Origin of the sequence: Actinomadura sp. 6K520, from assembly GCF_004349245.1 — a bacterium.
GTDB lineage: Bacteria > Actinomycetota > Actinomycetes > Streptosporangiales > Streptosporangiaceae > Spirillospora.
Genome location: NZ_SMLC01000073.1, coordinates 16,978 through 34,713 on the forward strand (window position 1 = coordinate 16,978; position 17,736 = coordinate 34,713).

Annotated in this window: 19 protein-coding genes; 2 read left to right on the forward strand and 17 right to left on the reverse strand. The window is 70.9% G+C overall.

Features of this window, described 5'->3' with window-relative positions; translation table 11 throughout:
* Positions 1 to 90: 90 nt before the first annotated feature.
* From E1289_RS20060 to E1289_RS20100, 8 genes are all read right to left on the reverse strand, one after another.
* Positions 91 to 399 (reverse strand): DUF1416 domain-containing protein, encoded by a 309-nt coding sequence (locus tag E1289_RS20060; protein ID WP_131982353.1) that lies wholly within the window; start codon positions 397 to 399, stop codon positions 91 to 93.
* Between the two features lie 59 nt (positions 400 to 458).
* On the reverse strand, positions 459 to 1,298 hold the full coding sequence (locus E1289_RS20065; RefSeq protein ID WP_131982355.1) for a sulfurtransferase: 840 nt from the start codon (positions 1,296 to 1,298) through the stop codon (positions 459 to 461).
* Complete coding sequence (locus E1289_RS20070; protein ID WP_131982357.1) at positions 1,295 to 1,732, reverse strand: DUF4395 domain-containing protein; 438 nt, start codon at positions 1,730 to 1,732, stop codon at positions 1,295 to 1,297. Before E1289_RS20070 ends, E1289_RS20065 begins: the two co-directional genes overlap by 4 nt.
* 263 nt (positions 1,733 to 1,995) lie before the next feature.
* Positions 1,996 to 2,421 carry a thioredoxin family protein gene (locus tag E1289_RS20075; protein ID WP_131982359.1) on the reverse strand — a complete coding sequence of 142 codons (426 nt, stop codon included), beginning with the start codon at positions 2,419 to 2,421 and terminating at the stop codon, positions 1,996 to 1,998.
* Between the two features lie 58 nt (positions 2,422 to 2,479).
* The gene (locus E1289_RS38295) at positions 2,480 to 3,217 is read right to left on the reverse strand and encodes a zf-HC2 domain-containing protein (protein WP_165970551.1); all 738 of its coding nucleotides are present in this window, start codon (positions 3,215 to 3,217) and stop codon (positions 2,480 to 2,482) included.
* The gene (locus E1289_RS20090; RefSeq protein WP_131982363.1) at positions 3,214 to 3,729 is read right to left on the reverse strand and encodes a sigma-70 family RNA polymerase sigma factor; all 516 of its coding nucleotides are present in this window, start codon (positions 3,727 to 3,729) and stop codon (positions 3,214 to 3,216) included. The genes E1289_RS38295 and E1289_RS20090 overlap by 4 nt, the downstream gene beginning before the upstream one ends.
* A 45-nt stretch (positions 3,730 to 3,774) precedes the next feature.
* Complete coding sequence (locus E1289_RS20095; protein WP_131982365.1) at positions 3,775 to 4,482, reverse strand: DUF2993 domain-containing protein; 708 nt, start codon at positions 4,480 to 4,482, stop codon at positions 3,775 to 3,777.
* Positions 4,483 to 4,593: 111 nt separating this feature from the next.
* Positions 4,594 to 4,854, reverse strand: coding sequence for a MoaD/ThiS family protein (locus tag E1289_RS20100; protein ID WP_131982367.1), 261 nt, complete (start codon positions 4,852 to 4,854; stop codon positions 4,594 to 4,596).
* A gap of 220 nt (positions 4,855 to 5,074) precedes the next feature.
* Here E1289_RS20100 and E1289_RS20105 point away from each other — a divergent pair, with 220 nt between their 5' ends.
* Positions 5,075 to 5,791 (forward strand): response regulator transcription factor, encoded by a 717-nt coding sequence (locus tag E1289_RS20105; RefSeq protein ID WP_131982369.1) that lies wholly within the window; start codon positions 5,075 to 5,077, stop codon positions 5,789 to 5,791.
* 11 nt (positions 5,792 to 5,802) lie between these two features.
* Here E1289_RS20105 and pstB read toward each other — a convergent pair whose 3' ends face one another.
* The 5 genes from pstB to mshD form a co-directional block, all read right to left on the reverse strand.
* Positions 5,803 to 6,579: a phosphate ABC transporter ATP-binding protein PstB gene (gene pstB / locus E1289_RS20110; protein WP_131982371.1), complete on the reverse strand. Its 777-nt coding sequence runs from the start codon at positions 6,577 to 6,579 to the stop codon at positions 5,803 to 5,805.
* Between the two features lie 38 nt (positions 6,580 to 6,617).
* Positions 6,618 to 7,514 (reverse strand): phosphate ABC transporter permease PstA, encoded by an 897-nt coding sequence (pstA, locus tag E1289_RS20115; RefSeq protein WP_131982373.1) that lies wholly within the window; start codon positions 7,512 to 7,514, stop codon positions 6,618 to 6,620.
* A complete protein-coding gene (gene pstC, locus E1289_RS20120) occupies positions 7,511 to 8,491 on the reverse strand; it encodes a phosphate ABC transporter permease subunit PstC (protein WP_131982375.1) in 981 nt (326 codons plus the stop codon). The genes pstA and pstC overlap by 4 nt, the downstream gene beginning before the upstream one ends.
* A 104-nt stretch (positions 8,492 to 8,595) precedes the next feature.
* On the reverse strand, positions 8,596 to 9,699 hold the full coding sequence (gene pstS, locus E1289_RS20125) for a phosphate ABC transporter substrate-binding protein PstS (RefSeq protein ID WP_131982377.1): 1,104 nt from the start codon (positions 9,697 to 9,699) through the stop codon (positions 8,596 to 8,598).
* Positions 9,700 to 9,979: 280 nt separating this feature from the next.
* Entirely contained in the window at positions 9,980 to 10,861 is an 882-nt protein-coding gene (mshD, locus tag E1289_RS20130) for a mycothiol synthase (protein WP_131982379.1), read from the reverse strand.
* A gap of 88 nt (positions 10,862 to 10,949) precedes the next feature.
* Between mshD and E1289_RS20135 the strand changes: the two genes are divergently transcribed.
* Positions 10,950 to 12,635, forward strand: a complete 1,686-nt coding sequence (locus E1289_RS20135; protein WP_131982381.1) for a bifunctional metallophosphatase/5'-nucleotidase — start codon at positions 10,950 to 10,952, stop codon at positions 12,633 to 12,635.
* A gap of 225 nt (positions 12,636 to 12,860) precedes the next feature.
* On the opposite strand, the gene E1289_RS20140 is transcribed toward E1289_RS20135, so the two are convergent.
* From E1289_RS20140 to E1289_RS20155, 4 genes are all read right to left on the reverse strand, one after another.
* Positions 12,861 to 14,066 (reverse strand): inorganic phosphate transporter, encoded by a 1,206-nt coding sequence (locus E1289_RS20140; RefSeq protein ID WP_243712975.1) that lies wholly within the window; start codon positions 14,064 to 14,066, stop codon positions 12,861 to 12,863.
* Complete coding sequence (locus E1289_RS20145) at positions 14,063 to 14,680, reverse strand: DUF47 family protein (protein WP_131982383.1); 618 nt, start codon at positions 14,678 to 14,680, stop codon at positions 14,063 to 14,065. The genes E1289_RS20140 and E1289_RS20145 overlap by 4 nt, the downstream gene beginning before the upstream one ends.
* Before the next feature lie 358 nt (positions 14,681 to 15,038).
* Positions 15,039 to 15,230 (reverse strand): hypothetical protein, encoded by a 192-nt coding sequence (locus tag E1289_RS20150; protein ID WP_347813585.1) that lies wholly within the window; start codon positions 15,228 to 15,230, stop codon positions 15,039 to 15,041.
* Between the two features lie 239 nt (positions 15,231 to 15,469).
* Positions 15,470 to 17,736 (reverse strand): AAA family ATPase (locus tag E1289_RS20155; RefSeq protein ID WP_207929050.1); only part of this gene is annotated, 2,267 nt, incomplete at its 5' end.

Genomic DNA, 17,736 nt, shown 5'->3' on the forward strand with positions numbered 1-17,736 from the left:
TGCGGATTTCCCCCTATGTCCCAACAACGACGGACCCCGCCGTCCGCGTGCTGTGGACGGCGGGGTCCGGAAAGCGGCCCGAAGACCGGGTCAGATCGCGACCTCCAGGCCGGCGACCTCGCCGGTCTTGGCCGTGACGGTGTTGTCGACGCTCACGCCGCCGGCCGCCAGGACGCGCACGGTCCAGTCGCCGTCGGCGGCGAAGAACCGGAACACGCCCTCGTCGCCGGTGACCACCTCGGCGGTGAACTCGCCGGTCGAGTCGAGCAGGCGGGCGTAGGCACTGGGCACCGGGGCGCCGTCACGCGTGACGGTGCCCTGGATGACGGCCTCGTTGGCGAGGTCGACGGTCGCCGGTAGGTGCGCCGTCTGCTCGGGCGCTGCGCAGCCCTGGGTCATTGCTCCTCCATCTCCGTGTGCACGGAAAACTCTTCCGCCGGACGTGGCGGGGCCGGTGGTTACTTGGGGGCGCCGAGCTCGATCGGGACGCCGATGAGCGAGCCGTACTCGGTCCAGGAACCGTCGTAGTTCTTCACGTTCTGCAGCCCGAGCAGCTCACGCAGCGCGAACCAGGTGTGCGAGGAACGCTCGCCGATGCGGCAGTAGGCGATGGTGTCCTTGTTCAGGTCCACGCCGGCCTCGGTGTAGAGCTGCCGCAGTTCCTCGTCGGACTTGAACGTGCCGTCGTCGTTGGCCGCCTTCGACCACGGGATGCTGCGCGCGGTCGGGACGTGCCCGGCCCGCTGCGACTGCTCCTGCGGCAGGTGCGCCGGGGCGAGCAGCTTGCCGCTGAACTCGTCCGGGGACCGGACGTCGATCAGGTTCTTCTTGCCGATCGCGTCCACGACCTCGTCGCGGTAGGCGCGGATGGAGAGGTCCTGGTCCTTGGCCTTGTAGTCGGTCGCCGGACGGGACGGGACGTCGGTGACCAGCTCGCGGGACTCCAGCTCCCACTTCTTGCGGCCGCCGTCGAGCAGCTTCACCTTGTCGTGGCCGTACAGCTTGAAGTACCAGTACGCGTAGGCGGCGAACCAGTTGTTGTTGCCGCCGTAAAGGATCACCGTGTCGTCGTTGGCGATGCCCTTGGCGGACAGCAGCTGCTCGAACCCGGTCTTGTCGATGAAGTCGCGGCGGACCGGGTCCTGCAGCTCGGTCTTCCAGTCGATCTTCACGGCGCCACGGATGTGGCCCTTGTCGTAGGCGGAAACGTCCTCGTCGACCTCGACGAGAACCAGACCGGGTGCGTCCAGGTTGGACTCAACCCAGTCGGTGTCCACCAGGACGTCTGAGCGGCTCATGCCGGAACCTCCCTTTCGGAACGAAATTTCGCAGTGATACGTCGCAGTAGCGGGTGGATCTCGCAGCCGAGGCAGAACCCGAACGCCGCGTTCAGGAACGCCGCCGCCAGCGCGAGGGCGGTGGCACCGATGCCGAGCCAGGTGGTGCCCGTCACGTAGCCGACCGTTCCCACCAGGGCGAACGCCATGCCCACCCCCTGCGCGAAGCGGGGTGCGGCGGCGTCCTCCAGTTCCCTGGGCGGGGCGAGCCGGGGCCGGATCAGCACCTTGAACGCCAGTCCGTACGGGGCGTACCGGAGCCCGAAGAGGGTCGCGACGGCGAACACGACGGCCTGAGCGGCGAGCAGCGCCCAGCTTCCGGTCGCCAGCACCACGACCAGGACGATCGTCGTGACGGCCGCGCCGAAGCGGGGCCCACGCGGATCAACCTGCATCGGGGTGCTCCTGGCGGAGTGGAAGCGTGCGTACGAGCTGGAGTGGAAGGGCTCGGGGGCGGCGGGTGGGCTCGAATGCCTCAGGCCGTACGACAGAGCGAAGCGGCCAGGCGGCAGAAGTCGACCGCGCGGCGCTTCGTGAGCATCTGCTCTGTCAAGTCACGCACACCCGAGATAGTAATCCGACAATCCACGTACTGTCACTTCCGTCTCGCGTACCGAGACAGTGACGCTCGTCTAACCGCAGGTCATCCGCGCAGAACTCACGGAATGACCTCCCCCAGTACTGCGATGACGTCGGGCTTGCGGGGGGCGCCGGTGGCGCGGCGGATGATGCGGCCCGCGTCGTCCAGGACGAAGACCGTCGGGGTCCGGACCACGTTCAGGCGGCGGACGAGGTCCAGGTGCGCCTCGGCGTCGAGTTCGACGTGGGCGACCCCGTCCACCATCCCGGCGACCTCGCCCAGGACGCGGCGGGTGGCGCGGCACGGGGCGCAGAAGGCGCTGGAGAACTGCAGGAGGGTGGCCTTCTCGCCGAGCTCGGCTCCCACGTCGTCCGGCCGGATGATGTCGTCCACTTCGTCTCCGCTCCCCCGGCGTGCGCGCAGCACGCCGGAACGGCGCCGCCACAGCAGCCCGAACACCGTGGCGGCGGCCAGTACCGTCGCCGCGACCCATAGACCCGTCATCGCCAACGACAACCGCCCCGGACGCCCGGTTCTTCCATGCGCCCCGACCGGCCGGGCGTCAGGTGGGGATCGTGAGGAGCGGCTGCCCGTCCAGGCCGACGATCTCGAACGAGAAAAGCTGCCCACGCGGGAACATCGTGGAGCCGCGGTACTCGCCGTAGCCCTCGTCGTACGGGACGTACCAGCTGCCGAGCGCGTCCCGCCGGCCGTCCCGCGCGATGACGAGCATCCGGCAGCGCGACCCCTTCGGGACGCCCGACAGGTGCAGCTCGACCTCGGTGCCCCACTGCTTCTTCCTCAGCAGCACGTAGCCCTTGATGTTGGTCGCGGGGTTCTCGGCGGCGATCCGCTCGACATCGCCGGTGGACGCGGACGGGGACGCGGACGGGGACGCGGACGGCGCCGCGGACGACGAGGGCGGCGCCGCGGACTCCTCCGCGCCGAACGGAAGCAGGAAGCCGCCGAACAGGGCGCCGACGGCCAGCAGCAGGCACGCCGCGGCGGCGAGCGGGGCCCACCGGGCGGCACGCCGGCCGAGCGGCCAGGGCCGGCTGCGCCGGTCGGCCGCGCGGGTCAGCAGGCCGTCCAGCAGTTCGGGCGGCGGCCCGGCGATCTGGTCGAGCTGCGACTCCTCGACCCGGCCGAGCATCGCGGGCAGTCCGGCCAGCCCGGCGAGCTCGTCCCGGCAGGCGGGGCAGTCCGCCAGGTGGGCCTCCACCCGGGACCGCTCCCCCGCGTCGAGCGCGCCGAGCACGTACGACCCGAGCGCGTTGCGCACGTCCGTGCAGGCGTTCACGGCGCCATCCCCCGCTCCTCCAATGCGAGTTTCAGCGCCCGCAGTGCGTAATAGGTGCGGGACTTCACCGTGCCGGGCGGGATGCCCAGCGTCTTCGCGGTCTCCGCCACCGACCGGCCCCGGTAGAAGGTCTCCACCAGGACCGCCCGGTGCGGCGGGCTCAGTCCGGCCAGCGCCTCGGCGACCGTCCAGGACTCCAGCGCCCGGTCGATGTCGTCCGACCCGGACGCGGTCATCACGAGCTGCTCGTCGATCCACGTTTCCGGGGGACGCGCACGCTTGGCGCGGTGCGCGTCCACGACCAGGTTCCGCGCGACCGTGAACAGCCATGGCCGGACCGGACGTCCCGCGAGCGCCTCGGGATGTTTCCAGGCGCGCAGCAGCGTCTCCTGCACGACGTCCTCGGCCTGGGTTCTGTCCCCACCGGTCAGCCGCAGGACGTAGCCGAAGAGGGGACCTCCGTGCTCGCTGTACAGGGCGCGCAGCAACCCCTCATCCGCGGTGGGACCCACACCACTGTCACGTAAAGCCGGCCGGGCCGGTTCACGCGTCCCGGATCATTTCTGGACCTGCTGGAGGTCGTTCAGCTTGACGTTCTGGGCCGTGGCGCCGACGCGGACCCCGCCCTCCGTCGCCCGGACCTCGCTGATCTTGGCGCCGAGGGGCAGCGCGGGGACCTGCACGGTCCAGGTGAGCTGGCGCTTCAGCGCGGCCAGCGGGATCTGCGGCCCGCCGTCCGACTTGACCGACACGGGGCTGACCGCGATGCCGCGGGCGGTCGGCTTGAGCTCGACGACGCCGCTGCCGGCCAGCCGGAGGCCGAGGAGGCTGCCCTCCAGGTCGACCGCGAGGTTGTCCCCCTGGGGCGCGAGCCGCTTCACCTCCCGCGGCGCGTTCTTCTGGATCAGCGAGTACGGGACGACGGCGGACACGGTCGCCGTCCGCGCAGTGACGTTCGCGGTGTTGCCGCCGGTGACCTCCGACAGCGGCGCGGCCACGCCCCGCATGTCGACCGTGACGTCGGTGACGGTCACGCCCTGCTCCGTCCAGTCGCCGATGGCGATCTCGATGTGCTCGTACTCGCCGCCGACGACCTGGGTGAGGAAGGGGATGCCGTGGATCGTGACGTCGGGCTGCCGCGTCAGCTCGGTCTGCGCCGCGACCTCCCGGGCGATCCGGTCCTCCGCGATCCGCACGCCGATCCTGTCCGCTGCCACGACGCCCACGATCGCGAGGAGCAGTAGCACCACGAGTACTTTCCGCATGTATCTCCTTCAGCCGGCGACATACGGTCGCCACACCTTATGCGCGGATACCGGACAGCACGTCACACCGGCGGATGACCTGAAAGTTCGGAAAATCATTCCATTGTGATATCAACCACCGGCAAACGGCGGCAGAACCTCCACGACGCCGCCCTCGGGCAGCTCCACCGACTCGTGCGGACGGCTCCCGACCGGGTCCCCGTCGATGAGGAACGAACTGCGCCCGACCACCCGCCGGAACTCGCCCCCGCGCCCCTCCCGCGAGGTCGCGGCGGTGAGCGCGGCGGCCAGCGTGTCCGCGTCGTACGGCTCCTCGTGCGTGCCCGCGGCGGCCTTCGCGGCCGCCCAGTAACGCATCGTCCCCTTGGCCATGTCCCCAATCTCTCATTTCTGGCAGATCGGCGTCCCGACCCGGCCACTCCCTTGGCTCCCGGACACACTCGGTTATGCTCGGGGGTGAGGGATCCGGGCGACGAGGCCATGGAGTTCATTCGAGAACCTCTCTGGCCGCCTCGTCCTCGAGCCGTCGGCCATGCCGGGGCTTGAGGGTGAACCGCCTGGATCCTACGTGTTTGTGGACGGGAGGCGGCATTTGAGCGGCTTGCTCTTGCTGACCAACGCGCTGGAGCCCTCCGACGAGGTCCTGCCCGCGCTCGGGCTGCTGCTGCACTCCGTGCGCGTGGCGCCCGCCGAGGCATCCGCCCTCATCGACGCCCCGCCCGCGGACGTCGTCCTGGTGGACGCGCGCCGTGAGCTCGTCCAGGCCAAGAGCCTGTGCCGGCTGCTGCGGACGACCGGGCTCGACTGCCCGCTCCTCGCCGTCGTCACCGAGGGCGGCCTCGCCGCCCTCAGCCCCGAATGGGGCCTGGACGACGTGCTGCTCCAGACCGCCGGGCCCGCCGAGGTCGAGGCCCGGCTGCGCCTCGCCGTGGGACGCGCCGCCGCCGGCGAGGCCGAGGAGGTCCCCGGCGAGATCCGCAGCGGCGACCTCACGATCGACGAGGCCACCTACACCGCCCGCCTCCGCGGCCGCGTCCTCGACCTGACCTTCAAGGAGTTCGAGCTGCTGAAGTACCTCGCCCAGCACCCCGGGCGCGTCTTCACCCGCGCCCAGCTCCTCCAGGAGGTCTGGGGCTACGACTACTTCGGCGGCACCCGCACCGTGGACGTCCACGTCCGGCGCCTGCGCGCCAAGCTCGGCGCCGAGTACGAGTCCCTCATCGGAACGGTCCGAAACGTCGGCTACCGCTTCGTCCCCGACCACCGCCCCGGCGGCGACACCGAAGAGAAGACCCCGGTAAGGACCTGAGCGGCCGGCCGCTACCCGAAACGCCCGGTGATGTAGTCCTCGGTGGCCTTCTGCTCCGGGTTCGTGAAGATCTTGCTGGTGTCGTCGACCTCGATGAGCCTGCCGGGCTTGCCGGTCCCGGCGATCGTGAAGAAGGCGGTGCGGTCGCTGACCCGGGCGGCCTGCTGCATGTTGTGCGTGACGATGACGATCGTGTACTGCGCCTTCAGCTTGTCGATGAGGTCCTCGATGGCGAGGGTGGAGATGGGGTCGAGCGCGGAGCACGGCTCGTCCATCAGGAGGACCTGGGGCTGGACGGCGATGGCGCGGGCGATGCAGAGGCGCTGCTGCTGGCCGCCGGACAGGCCGGCACCGGGCTTGCCCAGGCGGTCCTTGACCTCGTTCCAGAGGTTGGCGCCCTGGAGCGACTCCTCGACGATGTCGTCCAGCTGGCTCTTGCGGCGCACACCGTTCAGCTTCAGGCCCGCGGCCACGTTGTCGTAGATGGACATCGTGGGGAAGGGGTTGGGGCGCTGGAACACCATGCCGACGAGGCGGCGGACGGCGACCGGGTCGACGGACGGGTCGTAGAGGTCCTCGTCGTCCAGCATGACCTTGCCCTCGACGCGGGCGCCCGGGATGACCTCGTGCATCCGGTTGAGCGTCCGCAGGAACGTGGACTTGCCGCAGCCGGACGGCCCGATGAACGCCGTCACCGAGCGCGGCTCGATCGTCATCGAGATGTCCTCGATGGCGTGGACCGCGCCGTAGTAGGCGTGCAGCCCGGAGATGTCGATCCGCTTGGCCATGGGGTCGGTGGTCCTCTCTCTTCAGGTCGGCGGCTCGGTCAGCGGCTCTTGGCCGCGGTGCGCCGGGCGACCAGCCGGGCGACCAGGTTGAGCAGCATGATGATCCCGATCAGGACGAGCGCGCCGGTCCAGGCGCGGTCGATCGAGTTCTGGTTGGGGTCGGCGGCCTGCTCCCAGATGAAGGTGGGCAGCGACGCCTGCGGGCCGTTGAACGGGTCGTTGTTGATCGCCTTGGTGAAGAAGATCGTCAGCAGCAGCGGCGCGGTCTCACCCATTACGCGGGCGACGGCCAGCATCACGCCGGTCACCATCCCGGTGAGCGCGGTCGGCAGGACGACGAAGCAGACGGTCCGCCAGCGCGGCACGCCGAGCGCGTAGGACGCCTCGCGCAGGTCGTTGGGGACGAGCTTGAGCATCTCCTCGGCGGCCCGCGTCACGGTCGGGATCATCAGGATCGTCAGGGCCAGCGCCCCGGCGACCCCGGAGAAGTCGAACCCGAGCGTCAGCAGCCACAGCGCGAGGACGAACAGGCCCGCCACGATCGACGGGATGCCCATCATGACGTCCACGGTGAAGCTAATGATCTTTCCGAGCCGCCCGTTCCCGGCGTACTCCACCAGGTAGATGGCGGTCAGGATGGACAGCGGGACGGCGATCGCGCTGCAGATCGCGACCTGCATCAGGGTGCCGATGATGGCGTGGTAGGCGCCGCCGCCCGGGTCGCTGCCGCTGACCGCGTTCATCGAGAACTGGAAGAACGTGGGGTCGAGCCGTTCGAGGCCGTTGACGAGGACCGTCCACAGCACCGACACCAGCGGGATGAGCGCCAGCGCGAACGCCAGGTAGACCAGGCCCTGGACGCTTCGGTCCTTGACCTTGCGGCCGAGTGAGACCGACGTCAGGCTCGTGCCCTTGCCGGAGGAGAGGGTGGTCACACGAACTCCTTCCGCCGTGCGACGACGGCGCGGGCCGCCATGTTGACGAGCAGGGTGATGACGAAGAGGACGAGGCCCGAGGCGATGAGGGCGCCGCGTCCGGTCTCGGTGGCCTCGGCGAAGCTGTTGGCGATGTTCGCCGCGAAGGTCGAGCCGCCGTTCTCCAGGATGTGCCAGTTGATCCCCGGCACGAAGGTCAGCACCATCGCGACCGCGATCGTCTCGCCCATCGCGCGGCCGAGGCCGAGCATCGAGGCGCCGATCATGCCGGACCGCCCGTACGGCAGCACCGACAGCCGGATCATCTCCCAGCGGGTGGCGCCGAGCGCCAGCGCGGCCTCGATGTTGGCCCGCGGGACCTGCAGGAACACCTCGCGGGAGATGGACGAGATGATCGGCAGGATCATGATGGCCAGCACCACGGCGGCCGTGAAGATCGAGTTCTTGCCGGGGCTGTCGCCGCCGAACAGCGGGACCCAGCCGAACGCGGCGTTGAGGAACCCGCTGACCTTGTCCATGTGCTGGGCCAGGAAGATCAGCCCCCACAGCCCGTACACGATGCTGGGGACGGCCGCGAGCAGGTCGACGATGTAGCCGAGCCCGGACGCCATGCGCCGCGGCGAGTAGAACGAGATGAACAGCGCGATGCCGATCGCGACGGGCGTCGCCATGAGCATCGCCAGCAGCGAGGACATCGCCGTCCCGAACGCCAGCTGCGCGATGCCGAACCGCGGCGGCTGCGCGTTCGGGTTCCACTCCTCGGTGGTGAGGAAGCCCGCCTCGTTCTCCTGCAGCGCGGGGATCGCCTTCCAGACGAGGAACGCCGCGATCGCGGCGACGAGCGCCAGGACGGTGATGCCCGAGCCGCGGGCCGCGCCCGCGAAGATCCGGTCGCCGGCGCGCCCGGTGCTCATGGCGCTGCCGATGGCGCCGTCCCGGGTTCCGGCGCGGGCCTGGACGCCGGTCTCGGTGGTCATGGGGGTGCCTCCTTCGATCACGTCCGCGGAACCCAGGGCGGCCCCGCCGCGGTGGCCCTTGCGGGGGCCGCCGGCGGCGGGGCTGCGGGTGGGGTCGTCCGGAGTCAGGACAGGGCCTTCACGGACGCCTGGACCTTCGTCAGCACGCTCTGCGGGATGGGCGCGTAGCCGTGCTCGGTGAGGATCTTCTGGCCGTCCGCGCTGGAGGTGTAGGTCAGGAAGGACTTGACGAACTCGGCCTGCTCGGCCGGCAGTCCCTTCTCACACGCGATCTCGTACGTGACCAGGACGATCGGGTAGGCGCCCGGCTCCTTGGTGGTGTAGTCGATCTCCAGCGAGACGTCGTTGCCGGTGCCGGTGACCTTCGCCCCCGCGACGGCCTTGGACGCGCTGTCCGGCGACAGCTCGGTGTACTCGCCGGCGCCGTTCTTCACGTGCGCGGTCTGCAGCTTGTTGTTCGTCGCGTAGGACATCTCCACGTAGGAGATCGCGCCCTCGGTGCTCTTCACCTGGCTGGTGACGCCGTCGGACTTCGGGGCGCCCTGGCCGGTGGAGTTCGGCCACTTCTTGGCGGCCTCCCACGTCCAGACGTCCGGGGCCGTGGTGTTCAGGTACTCGGTGAAGTTGTCGGTGGTGCCCGACTCGTCCGACCGGTAGACCGGCTTGATCTCCGCGGACGGGAGCTGCGCGCCCTCGTTCTCCCCGGCGATCGCGGGATCGTTCCAGGTCTTGACCTTGCCGGAGAAGATCTTCGCGATCGTCTCGGGCGACAGCTTCAGCCCGTCCACGCCCGGGACGTTGTAGACCACGGCGACCGGGCCGACGACCATCGGCAGGTTCACCGCGGGGTTGCCCTGGCAGCGCTGCCGCGCCGTGCCCGCTTCCTCCTCGTCGAGCGCCGAGTCCGAGCCGGCGAAGGCCACCTGGCCGCTGGTGAACGCCTGGATGCCCGCCCCCGAGCCGCTCGGGTTGTAGTTGAGGTTGGCGCCCGCGCATTCGGCCGCGTAGAGCTTCGTCCACTCCTCGATGGCGTTCTTCTGCGCGCTCGAACCGGCGGCGTTGATGCTGCCCTTCGCGCAGTCGATGTTGCCGGAGGGGGCGCTCCCCGGGCTCGTCGTGGTGTTGGCGTCGCTTCCGCAAGCGGTGAGGGCCAGCGCCCCCGCGACGACCACGCCGCCCAGAGCGGCAAGTCGGGAACGGTTCTTCACCGGAGGGTCTCCTCTTTGATTCGTCAGCCGGGTCCCCCGGCCCGGTCCTGGCCCGCTCGCCAGCGCCGGGGTTCGCCGTCGAATGCGACGCTAAGCAGGCGAGGTGACCAGCCGCCCTGATCCAGGTGAACGGAAGATGAACGAGGATGACCGGAGTCACGAAGAATGCCCCGATTTGCCGTGTACGCCGGGTTAACAGCGCAGCTCAGGCCGTTAAAGATCCGGTCGGATCCGGGTCATGCGGAACCGGAGGCGTGACTGCCCGACCGCGGACGCCGAGTCAGGACGTTCCGGTGCTGTACATGACGTCCACGGCGTAACGGGTGAAGCCCAGCGACTCGTAGAGCCGGACGGCCGCGGTGTTGGATTCGTCCACGTACAGCATGATCTGGTCGACCCCGGCGTCCCGCAGATGGTGCAGCCCCACCAGCGTGAGGGTGCGGCCCAGGCCGAGGCCCTGCGCGTCCGGGGCGACGCCGACGACGTAGACCTCGCCGACGCCGCCCGGGTGGATCTTGGTCCAGTGGAAGCCGGCGAGACGGCCGTCCCGCTCGGCGAGGAAGAAGCCCGCCGGGTCGAACCAGTTCTCCCCCTCGCGCTCGCGGACGTCCTCGATCGTCCACGCGCCCTGTTCGGGGTGGTCGGCGAACGCGCGGGAGTTGACGTCGAGCCACGCCCGCTCGTCCGCGCCCGGCTCGAACGTGCGAAGGGTGATCCCCGGGGCGGTCCGGGTCTCCGGCAGCGGATCGGCCGCCGGGCGGCGCAACTGGAGGAGCACCCGGACGCGGGTCATGCCCTCGGCGGCGGCCAGCGCGGCGGCGGCCGGCAGGTCGCCGTGCGCCCAGACGCGGAGGGGGCCGCCGGCCTCGGCACGCAGCGCCCGCAGCAGCGCGCGGCCGTGGCCGCGGCGCCGGTGCCTCGGATGGACGACGAGTTCCCCGGCCGCGGGTTCCCCGCCGGCCGCCGGATCGAGATGCGCGTACGCGACGATCCCGCCGTCGGAGACCGCCATCCCGGTGCGGCCGCCGCGCAGCGCGAGCAGCGAGTGCTCCGACAGCGGCCCGACCCCGTCGGCGTCCGCCGCCGCCCCGGCCAGCGCCAGCGCCTCGGCGATCTCGGCTTCCCCCAGCGTCCCGCGTGCTCGCAGCTCCCTCACGGCCATCACCCTAACGGCGAGCCTGATCAAGTTGTCACAGAAACGTCACCGGGCCGCCGGGAACCGTATGCCGGACGCGCTTACCGTCCGCTGCATGACACGACGACGCACCATCCTGGCGTGCGCCGCGGCGGGGCTGACGGTCATCGCGCTGACCGCGCAGCCCGCCGCCGCACGGCCCGCACCGACAGCGTCTGTGAAACTACTGGCCCTGAACGACTTCCACGGCAACCTGGAACCCCCGTCCGGTAGCTCGGGGCGCGCCATCAACGAGAACGGCGAGACCGTGGAAGCGGGCGGCGCCGCCTACGTCGCCGCCCACCTGAAGCGGCTGCGGGACCGCCACACCCTCACCGTCGCCCAGGGCGACCTCATCGGGGCCACGCCGCTGATCTCCGCCGCGTACCACGACGAGCCCTCCGTGCAGTTCCTCGGCGACATCGGCGTCACCGCGTCCGCGGTCGGGAACCACGAGTTCGACGAGGGCTACCGGGAGCTGCTGCGCATCCAGCACGGCGGGTGCCACCCCGAGGACGGCTGCTCCCCCGAAGGGAAGTGGCGCGGCGCGAAGTTCGACTACCTCTCCGCCAACGTGCTGAAGAAGCGGGGCCACTGGAAGCGCCCCCTCCTGAAGCCGTGGACGATCCGCCACGTCAACGGCGTCCGCGTCGGCTTCATCGGCGTCGTGACCAAGACCACGCCGAGCATCGTCACCGCGGAGGGCATCAAGGGCCTGGAGTTCCAGGACGAGGTCGAGGCCGCGAACCGCGCCGCCCGCGAGCTGAAGCGCCGCAACGTCCGCGCGATGGTCCTGCTCGTCCACGAGGGCGACCAGGTGAACGCGGGCCAGCGGCCCGACGCGTGCGGCGTCGTCCCCGGCGCGGGGTCGCGCATCGCCGAGCAGGCCGACCCGGAGATCGACGTGGTGCTGTCCGGGCACACCCACCAGCAGTACGTCTGCTCGGTCGAGGACCCCAAGGGGCAGCCGCGGCTGTTCTCGTCCGGTTCCTCCTTCGGCCGGGTGATCACCGAGGTGAACCTCAAGGTGAACCGGCGCACCGGTGACATCGTCCGGTCCTCGCTGCGCGGCGACAACCACGTCGTGACCCGCGACGTGCCGCCGGACCCGAAGACGGAACGGTTCGTCCAGACCTGGAAGGACCGCGTCGCCGACATCGCGAACCGGCCCATCGGCACCATCACCGCCGACATCACCCGCGCGCCGTCCCCCTCCGGCGAGACCGCGCTGGGCGACCTCATCGCCGACGCCCAGCTCGCCGCGATGCGCGACCTCGGCGCGCAGGTCGCGCTGATGAACCCGGGAGGCGTGCGCACCGACCTCACCTACGCGGCGAGCGGCGCGGAGGGCGACGGCGTCGTCACCTACGGCGAGGCGTTCGCCGTGCAGCCGTTCAACAACGTGATGGGCGTCGTCTCGCTCACCGGCGCGCAACTCGACGCGCTCCTCGAACAGCAGTGGACGGACGCGGGCGAGAAGATCCTCCAGCCCTCGGCCAACCTGAACTTCACCATCGACCGCGCGAGCCCCGCCGGCGACCGCGTCTCCGCCATCACCGTCGACGGAACCCCGATCGACCCGGCCGCCACCTACAAGGTCGCGGCGAACAACTTCCTCCTCGGCGGCGGCGACGGCTTCACCGTCTTCACCGAGGGCACCGACCAGGTCCTGGGCCCGATAGACCTGGACGCCTTCGTGGCCTACTTCCAGGCCCAAGGAACCCTGGCACCCCCACCCCTCAACAGAATCTCCGGCCAGTAACCAAAACGGCCCGCCGTCCCAACAGACGGCGGGCCATTTCACGCCGCCAACACCCCCGTGGCCAAGACCCCAGCCGGGCCCACGGGTCGTGCGGCCGGAGGCGCCCAGCGCCGGAGGCCGCACGACCCGCCGCACGGCGAGCCGTTTCACGAGACGCGCAGCGGATCGGGAAACGGTTCGCCGTGCGTAACGGGGGGTTCCAGGGGGGTCGCCCCCCCTGGGAAATCACGCCCCGAACAGGTGCACCACGAAGTAGACGATGGCGGCCACCGCCGCGGCCATGGGCATGGTGAGGATCCAGGCGGTGATGATGTTGCCCGCGACGCCCCAGCGGACGGCGGAGAAGCGCTTGGTGGCGCCGACGCCCATGATGCAGGACGTGATCGTGTGCGTGGTGGAGATTGGAGCGTGCCAGATGTACGCGGTCGCGTACAGGATCAGGGAGGCCGTCGATTCCGCGGCGAACCCCTTGGGCGGGTCGAGTTCGATGACCCTGCGGCCCAGCGTCCGCATGATCCGCCAGCCGCCCGCGTAGGTGCCGAGGGCCAGGGCGGTCGCACAGGCGAGGATGACCCACAGGGGGACGGTCTCCCCGGTGGCGTGGCCGGTGGTCACGAGGGCGAGGACGATGATGCCCATCGTCTTCTGCGCGTCCTGCAGGCCGTGCCCGAGCGCCATCGACGCCGCCGACAGCGACTGCGCGATGCGGAACCGGCGGGCGACCCGGCCGGGGTTGGCGCGGCGGAAGATCCACAGGATGGAGACCATCACCATGTAGGCGAGGCCGAACCCGGCGATCGGCGAGATCACCATCGGGATGGCGACCTTCTCCAGGACGGTGCTCCAGCTCACCGAGGACGCCGACGCGACGCCCGCCCCGACCACGCCGCCGATCAGGGCGTGCGAGGACGACGAGGGCAGCCCGAAGTACCACGTGATCATGTTCCAGGTGATCGCGCCGAGCACGCCGGCGGCGACCACCGTGAGGCCGTGCAGTCCGGTGGGCGGGGTGATGACCTCGCTGACGGTCTTGGCGACCTCGACGCCGAGGAGCGCGCCGATGAGGTTCATCACGGCCGCCATGATCAGTGCCGCGCGCGGTGTCAGCGCCCGGGTGGACACCGAGGTCGCGATGGCGTTGGCGGCGTCGTGGAACCCGTTGGTGTAGTCGAAGACCAGGGCGATGACCACGACCAGGATGAGGACGGCGGTCTGCGCGTCCTGCCGCAGGCCGAGCGCCCCGGAGATGACCACCGCGAGGATGCCCACCAGCAGGAACGGCCAGAACCTGGCCGGGCCGCGGCGGACCTGCTCGCCGAGCGTGGGGTCGGCCCCGGGCGGATCCTCCTTGGTGAGGACCGCCCCGACCGTGCCGCCCTCGGCGGGCTCGGCGGGACGCGGGGATCCGGGTGGTTCGTCCCGGACGCTCATGATTCCTTGACCGCGATCGTCTCGACCGTGTTGGCGACGTGCTCGAACGCGTCCGCCGCGTCCTCCAGCCGGTCGATGATCTGCTTCAGCTTCAGCACGGTCAGGGTGTCGTAGTCGCCGCTGAACAGCTGCGCGAGCAGCTTGCGGTAGACCTGGTCACCCTGGTTCTCGAGCCGGTTGATCTCGATCCAGTACTCGTTGAGCTCCTTCATCGAGCGCAGCCGCGGCATCGCCTCGGCGGTCAGCTCGGCGGCGCGCTCCAGCACCTCCACCATCGCGACGACGCCCTTGGGGAACTCGTCGATCTTGTAGAGGACGACGAGGTCGGCTGCCTCTTCCATCTCGTCCATCACGTCGTCGATCGTCGAGGCCAGCCGGTAGATGTCCTCGCGGTCGAAGGGGGTGATGAAGCTTTCGTTCAGCCGGCGCATGATCGCGTGGGTGCATTCGTCGCCCGCGTGTTCGCAGGCGCGCATCTTCTCGGCGATGGCCGGCCGGTCGGCGCCGTCGCTGATGAGCTCCACGAGCAGCCTGGCGCCGGTGACCAGGTTGTTCGCCGAGTCGGCGAACATGTCGTAGAAGCTGTCCTCACGCGGCGTGAGACGCAAGCGCACGTCGTTCTCCTGAAGTGCCGGAACAGTCCGCAGAGGATCGTAGGCGCAACCAGCCGTAAAAAGAACCTTTGCCCCAGCTTTGGCTGGTGTCCTCCATCCTCTCACCTACGGGAGTGCAGTAGATCACCAGGTACCTACCCAGTGTGCAGGCCCCTATCTGCAAGGGACGCGGCATGTCGGGCCGCGGCGGCGCCTCCTTGCCCGCCACGAGGATGACGCGTGATATTCATTACAACGTTCCGTTGCGGACACCCCGTCGCGGTAGGGCCCAAAAACACGAACCGGGGACGCCGTATCGGCGTCCCCGGTGCACTGCGCGCTTCGGCTCGGCAGGCCACGGGGGTGATCCCCGGGCCGCCTAGTCCTGCGGCGTCAGCTCGCGACGACCGGCTTCGTCGGACCGTACCCCGAGCACCATGTCGATCTCCGCGACGGTGAGCGGCCCTTCCGCCGCCGCGACCGCGCTGAGCATCTCGGCATAGAGTTCGATCTCGTCCAGCGCAACACGGTCGTGGACGCGCAGATCAAGGTTCTGGCGCACCGCGTCCACCTCCGTTCGTTCCCCACACCCAAGTCGAGGCTACGCGTCCGGCCCCGATGGGCACATGACCCATGCGGGTCATTCGAGGGCCACCCCGACCCTGTCAATCCGGGGGACCCCCACAGCCCGCCGGATGGCCGGTCACCGTTCCTCCAGGGAACGCCCCGGGCTTGCGGCGGCCGTCCTCCTAGCCTTCCCGGGTGGTGCCCGTCTGATACCTCCGCCCGGCCGGCGGGCGGGCGGGCGTTTCAGTCTCCGGAACGGAAGTCCCCGAGCATCTGCTCCAGCGGCGTCTCGGGCAGGTCGCGGGCCGTCAGCCGGGCCACGGTCGCGGCGTTGACGTCGGCGCCCGCCAGCCGGGCGGCCTGCCGCGCCACCGTCTGCTCGAACAGCGCACGGACGGTGCGGGCGTAGGCGAACCGGGGGTCGTCGCGCAGCCGTTCGAACCGGCTGAGAAGCTCGACGCGCAGTTCCTCGTCCAGCATGTACAGGTCGCGTTCGGCATAGCTCTGGAAGAGCCGGACCATGTCGCGGTCGCCCATCCCGGTGAACTCCAGCATCGGGCCGAACTCGGCGCGGAAGGCGGGATTGCCGGCGAGGAAGCCCTCCATCTCCGCCGCCGGGCTGGAGCACACCACCAGGAACCGCCCCATCCCCTGGCCCTGGCCGCCGCCCGGGTTCATCCGGCGGAGCAGTTCGTCCACCACGGCCGGGCTCCGGTCGAGCCGGTACGCCTCCTGGATGAGCAGCACGCCGCCGAGCGCCTGCTCGACCATGCTCGCCACCCGGCGCTCGGTGTCGACCCGGTCACGTCCGGCCAGGTGGACGGGACGGCAGGCGACCACGTGCCCGGAGCCGAGCAGCCCGAGCGCCGCGTAGATGCCGCCGACGAGGCCGGCCACGGTCGTCTTGCCGGTGCCGGGCGGCCCCACGAAGATCAGGTGCCGCGTCTCGCCGCCGCCGACCCCGTATCTGGCCCGGTCGGCCGCGAGCCTCGCCTCGTCGGCCAGCTCGTGCACGGCGGACTTGACGTCCTCCAGCCCGGTGAGCTGGTCGAGCTGCCGCAGGTAGCCGCCGACGTCGCCGGGCGGGCGCAGCGCCGGCTCGATGCCCTCGGCGACGCCCGCGAGGTCGTCGGGGGTCAGCACGAGCCGGTCGTGGGACGCCCCCGCGCGCTCCATGTTCCGCTGCGCCGCCTGGTCCAGGTACGTCTCGACCAGGCGCGCGTTGACCAGGTCGCCCGGCCCGCGGAGCCGGTTCAGATCCTCCCGGACGACCTCCAGCGCCGACGCGCCGATGGTGACGCGCCGCTCGTCGGCCAGCAGGTGCAGCAGCGTCATCCGGTTGTCGAGGTCGCCGAAGTCGGGCAGCCGGTGGACGCGGAACGACTGCACGAGCTTCGGGTGCTCCTGCAGGAGGCGCTTGTAGGCGTGCGGCTCGCAGGTCGCGATCACGGGCGCGGTGTTCACCGGGTCGCGGCGGGCCCGGCGGACCGCGCCGACGACCGCCGCCGGGTCGGGCGCGTCGTTGATCGCCGCGTCCAGCCGCTCGAACAGGATCACCGGGCCCGGCTGGGAGAGGAGCTGCCCGATGCGCTCGGCGGGGGCGTCGCGGACGTCCTCGGCGTCGTGCGCGCGGATCGATCCGTCGCCGAGGCCCGCGTTCGCCAGCGTCAGCGCGATCATCCTGGCCAGCCGGCGCTGCCCCGAGTGCGGGCCGCCGACCAGGAGCGCGCCCGGCAGCCCCGACCCGATGGAGCTGGGCGCGCCGTCCACCCGGGTCTGCTCGATGGCCGAGCCCGCGGGCGCGTTCCACTCCTCGGCCTGCGCCCGGAGGTCGCCCAGGAGCGGGGACACGTCGTGGTCGCCGTACACGAACCCGAACCCGAACCGCTCCAGGACGCGGCGCGTGCTGCGGTCGCGCGGGGGCGGGATCTCGTGGACGGGCTGCTCCGGCGAGGGGGTGTCGTCCAGGAAGTCGAAGTCGCCGACCATGGTCTTGGACATGACCTTCGTGCCCGGCGGGGCATTTCCGGGCACGGACGGGTTCACGGGCGTGTCCTCCTGGGGGAGGTCGTCCTCCAGGTCGCCGGGGCCCAGGATGCGCGTGCCGGGCGGCCCCTGAGCGGGGGGCGGCTGCCGCATGGGCGAGGCGGGCGCGCCCCGCGGGGTGCCCGCATCGTCCTCGACGCGCGTGGAGTACGGGTCGAACGCCGTGGGCGCCGCGGGCTGCACCTGCTGGCGGGCCGGCCGCGGCTCCGGCTCGGGCTGCGGAGCCGGCGGGACGGGGCTCGGTGGCGCCTGCCGCGGAGGAGGCGTCTGCTGCGGCGGAGCGGCCCCGGCCGGCTGGTAGCCGAGCTGCGTGTACGGCGGCATGGGGTTCTCGTCCTGGTCCTGCTCCTCCGGAGGGGAGTATCCGGCGGGCTGCGGGGACGAGGCTGGCCGCTGCTCCTGCGCCGGGGGCGGCGGCGGGCCTGGGCTCTGCATGGGAGCAGGGCTCTGCATCTGTCTCTTAT

What these genes read in the sequence shown, in the direction of transcription:
- E1289_RS20060 (WP_131982353.1), bottom strand. Translation starts at nt 399, where the DNA reads ATGACCCAGGGCTGCGCAGCGCCCGAGCAGACGGCGCACCTACCGGCG.
- E1289_RS20065 (WP_131982355.1), bottom strand. Translation starts at nt 1,298, where the DNA reads ATGAGCCGCTCAGACGTCCTGGTGGACACCGACTGGGTTGAGTCCAAC.
- E1289_RS20070 (WP_131982357.1), bottom strand. Translation starts at nt 1,732, where the DNA reads ATGCAGGTTGATCCGCGTGGGCCCCGCTTCGGCGCGGCCGTCACGACG.
- E1289_RS20075 (WP_131982359.1), bottom strand. Translation starts at nt 2,421, where the DNA reads ATGACGGGTCTATGGGTCGCGGCGACGGTACTGGCCGCCGCCACGGTG.
- E1289_RS20095 (WP_131982365.1), bottom strand. Translation starts at nt 4,482, where the DNA reads ATGCGGAAAGTACTCGTGGTGCTACTGCTCCTCGCGATCGTGGGCGTC.
- E1289_RS20100 (WP_131982367.1), bottom strand. Translation starts at nt 4,854, where the DNA reads ATGGCCAAGGGGACGATGCGTTACTGGGCGGCCGCGAAGGCCGCCGCG.
- pstB (WP_131982371.1), bottom strand. Translation starts at nt 6,579, where the DNA reads ATGGCCAAGCGGATCGACATCTCCGGGCTGCACGCCTACTACGGCGCG.
- pstC (WP_131982375.1), bottom strand. Translation starts at nt 8,491, where the DNA reads ATGACCACCGAGACCGGCGTCCAGGCCCGCGCCGGAACCCGGGACGGC.
- mshD (WP_131982379.1), bottom strand. Translation starts at nt 10,861, where the DNA reads ATGGCCGTGAGGGAGCTGCGAGCACGCGGGACGCTGGGGGAAGCCGAG.
- E1289_RS20135 (WP_131982381.1), top strand. Translation starts at nt 10,950, where the DNA reads ATGACACGACGACGCACCATCCTGGCGTGCGCCGCGGCGGGGCTGACG.
- E1289_RS20140 (WP_243712975.1), bottom strand. Translation starts at nt 14,066, where the DNA reads ATGAGCGTCCGGGACGAACCACCCGGATCCCCGCGTCCCGCCGAGCCC.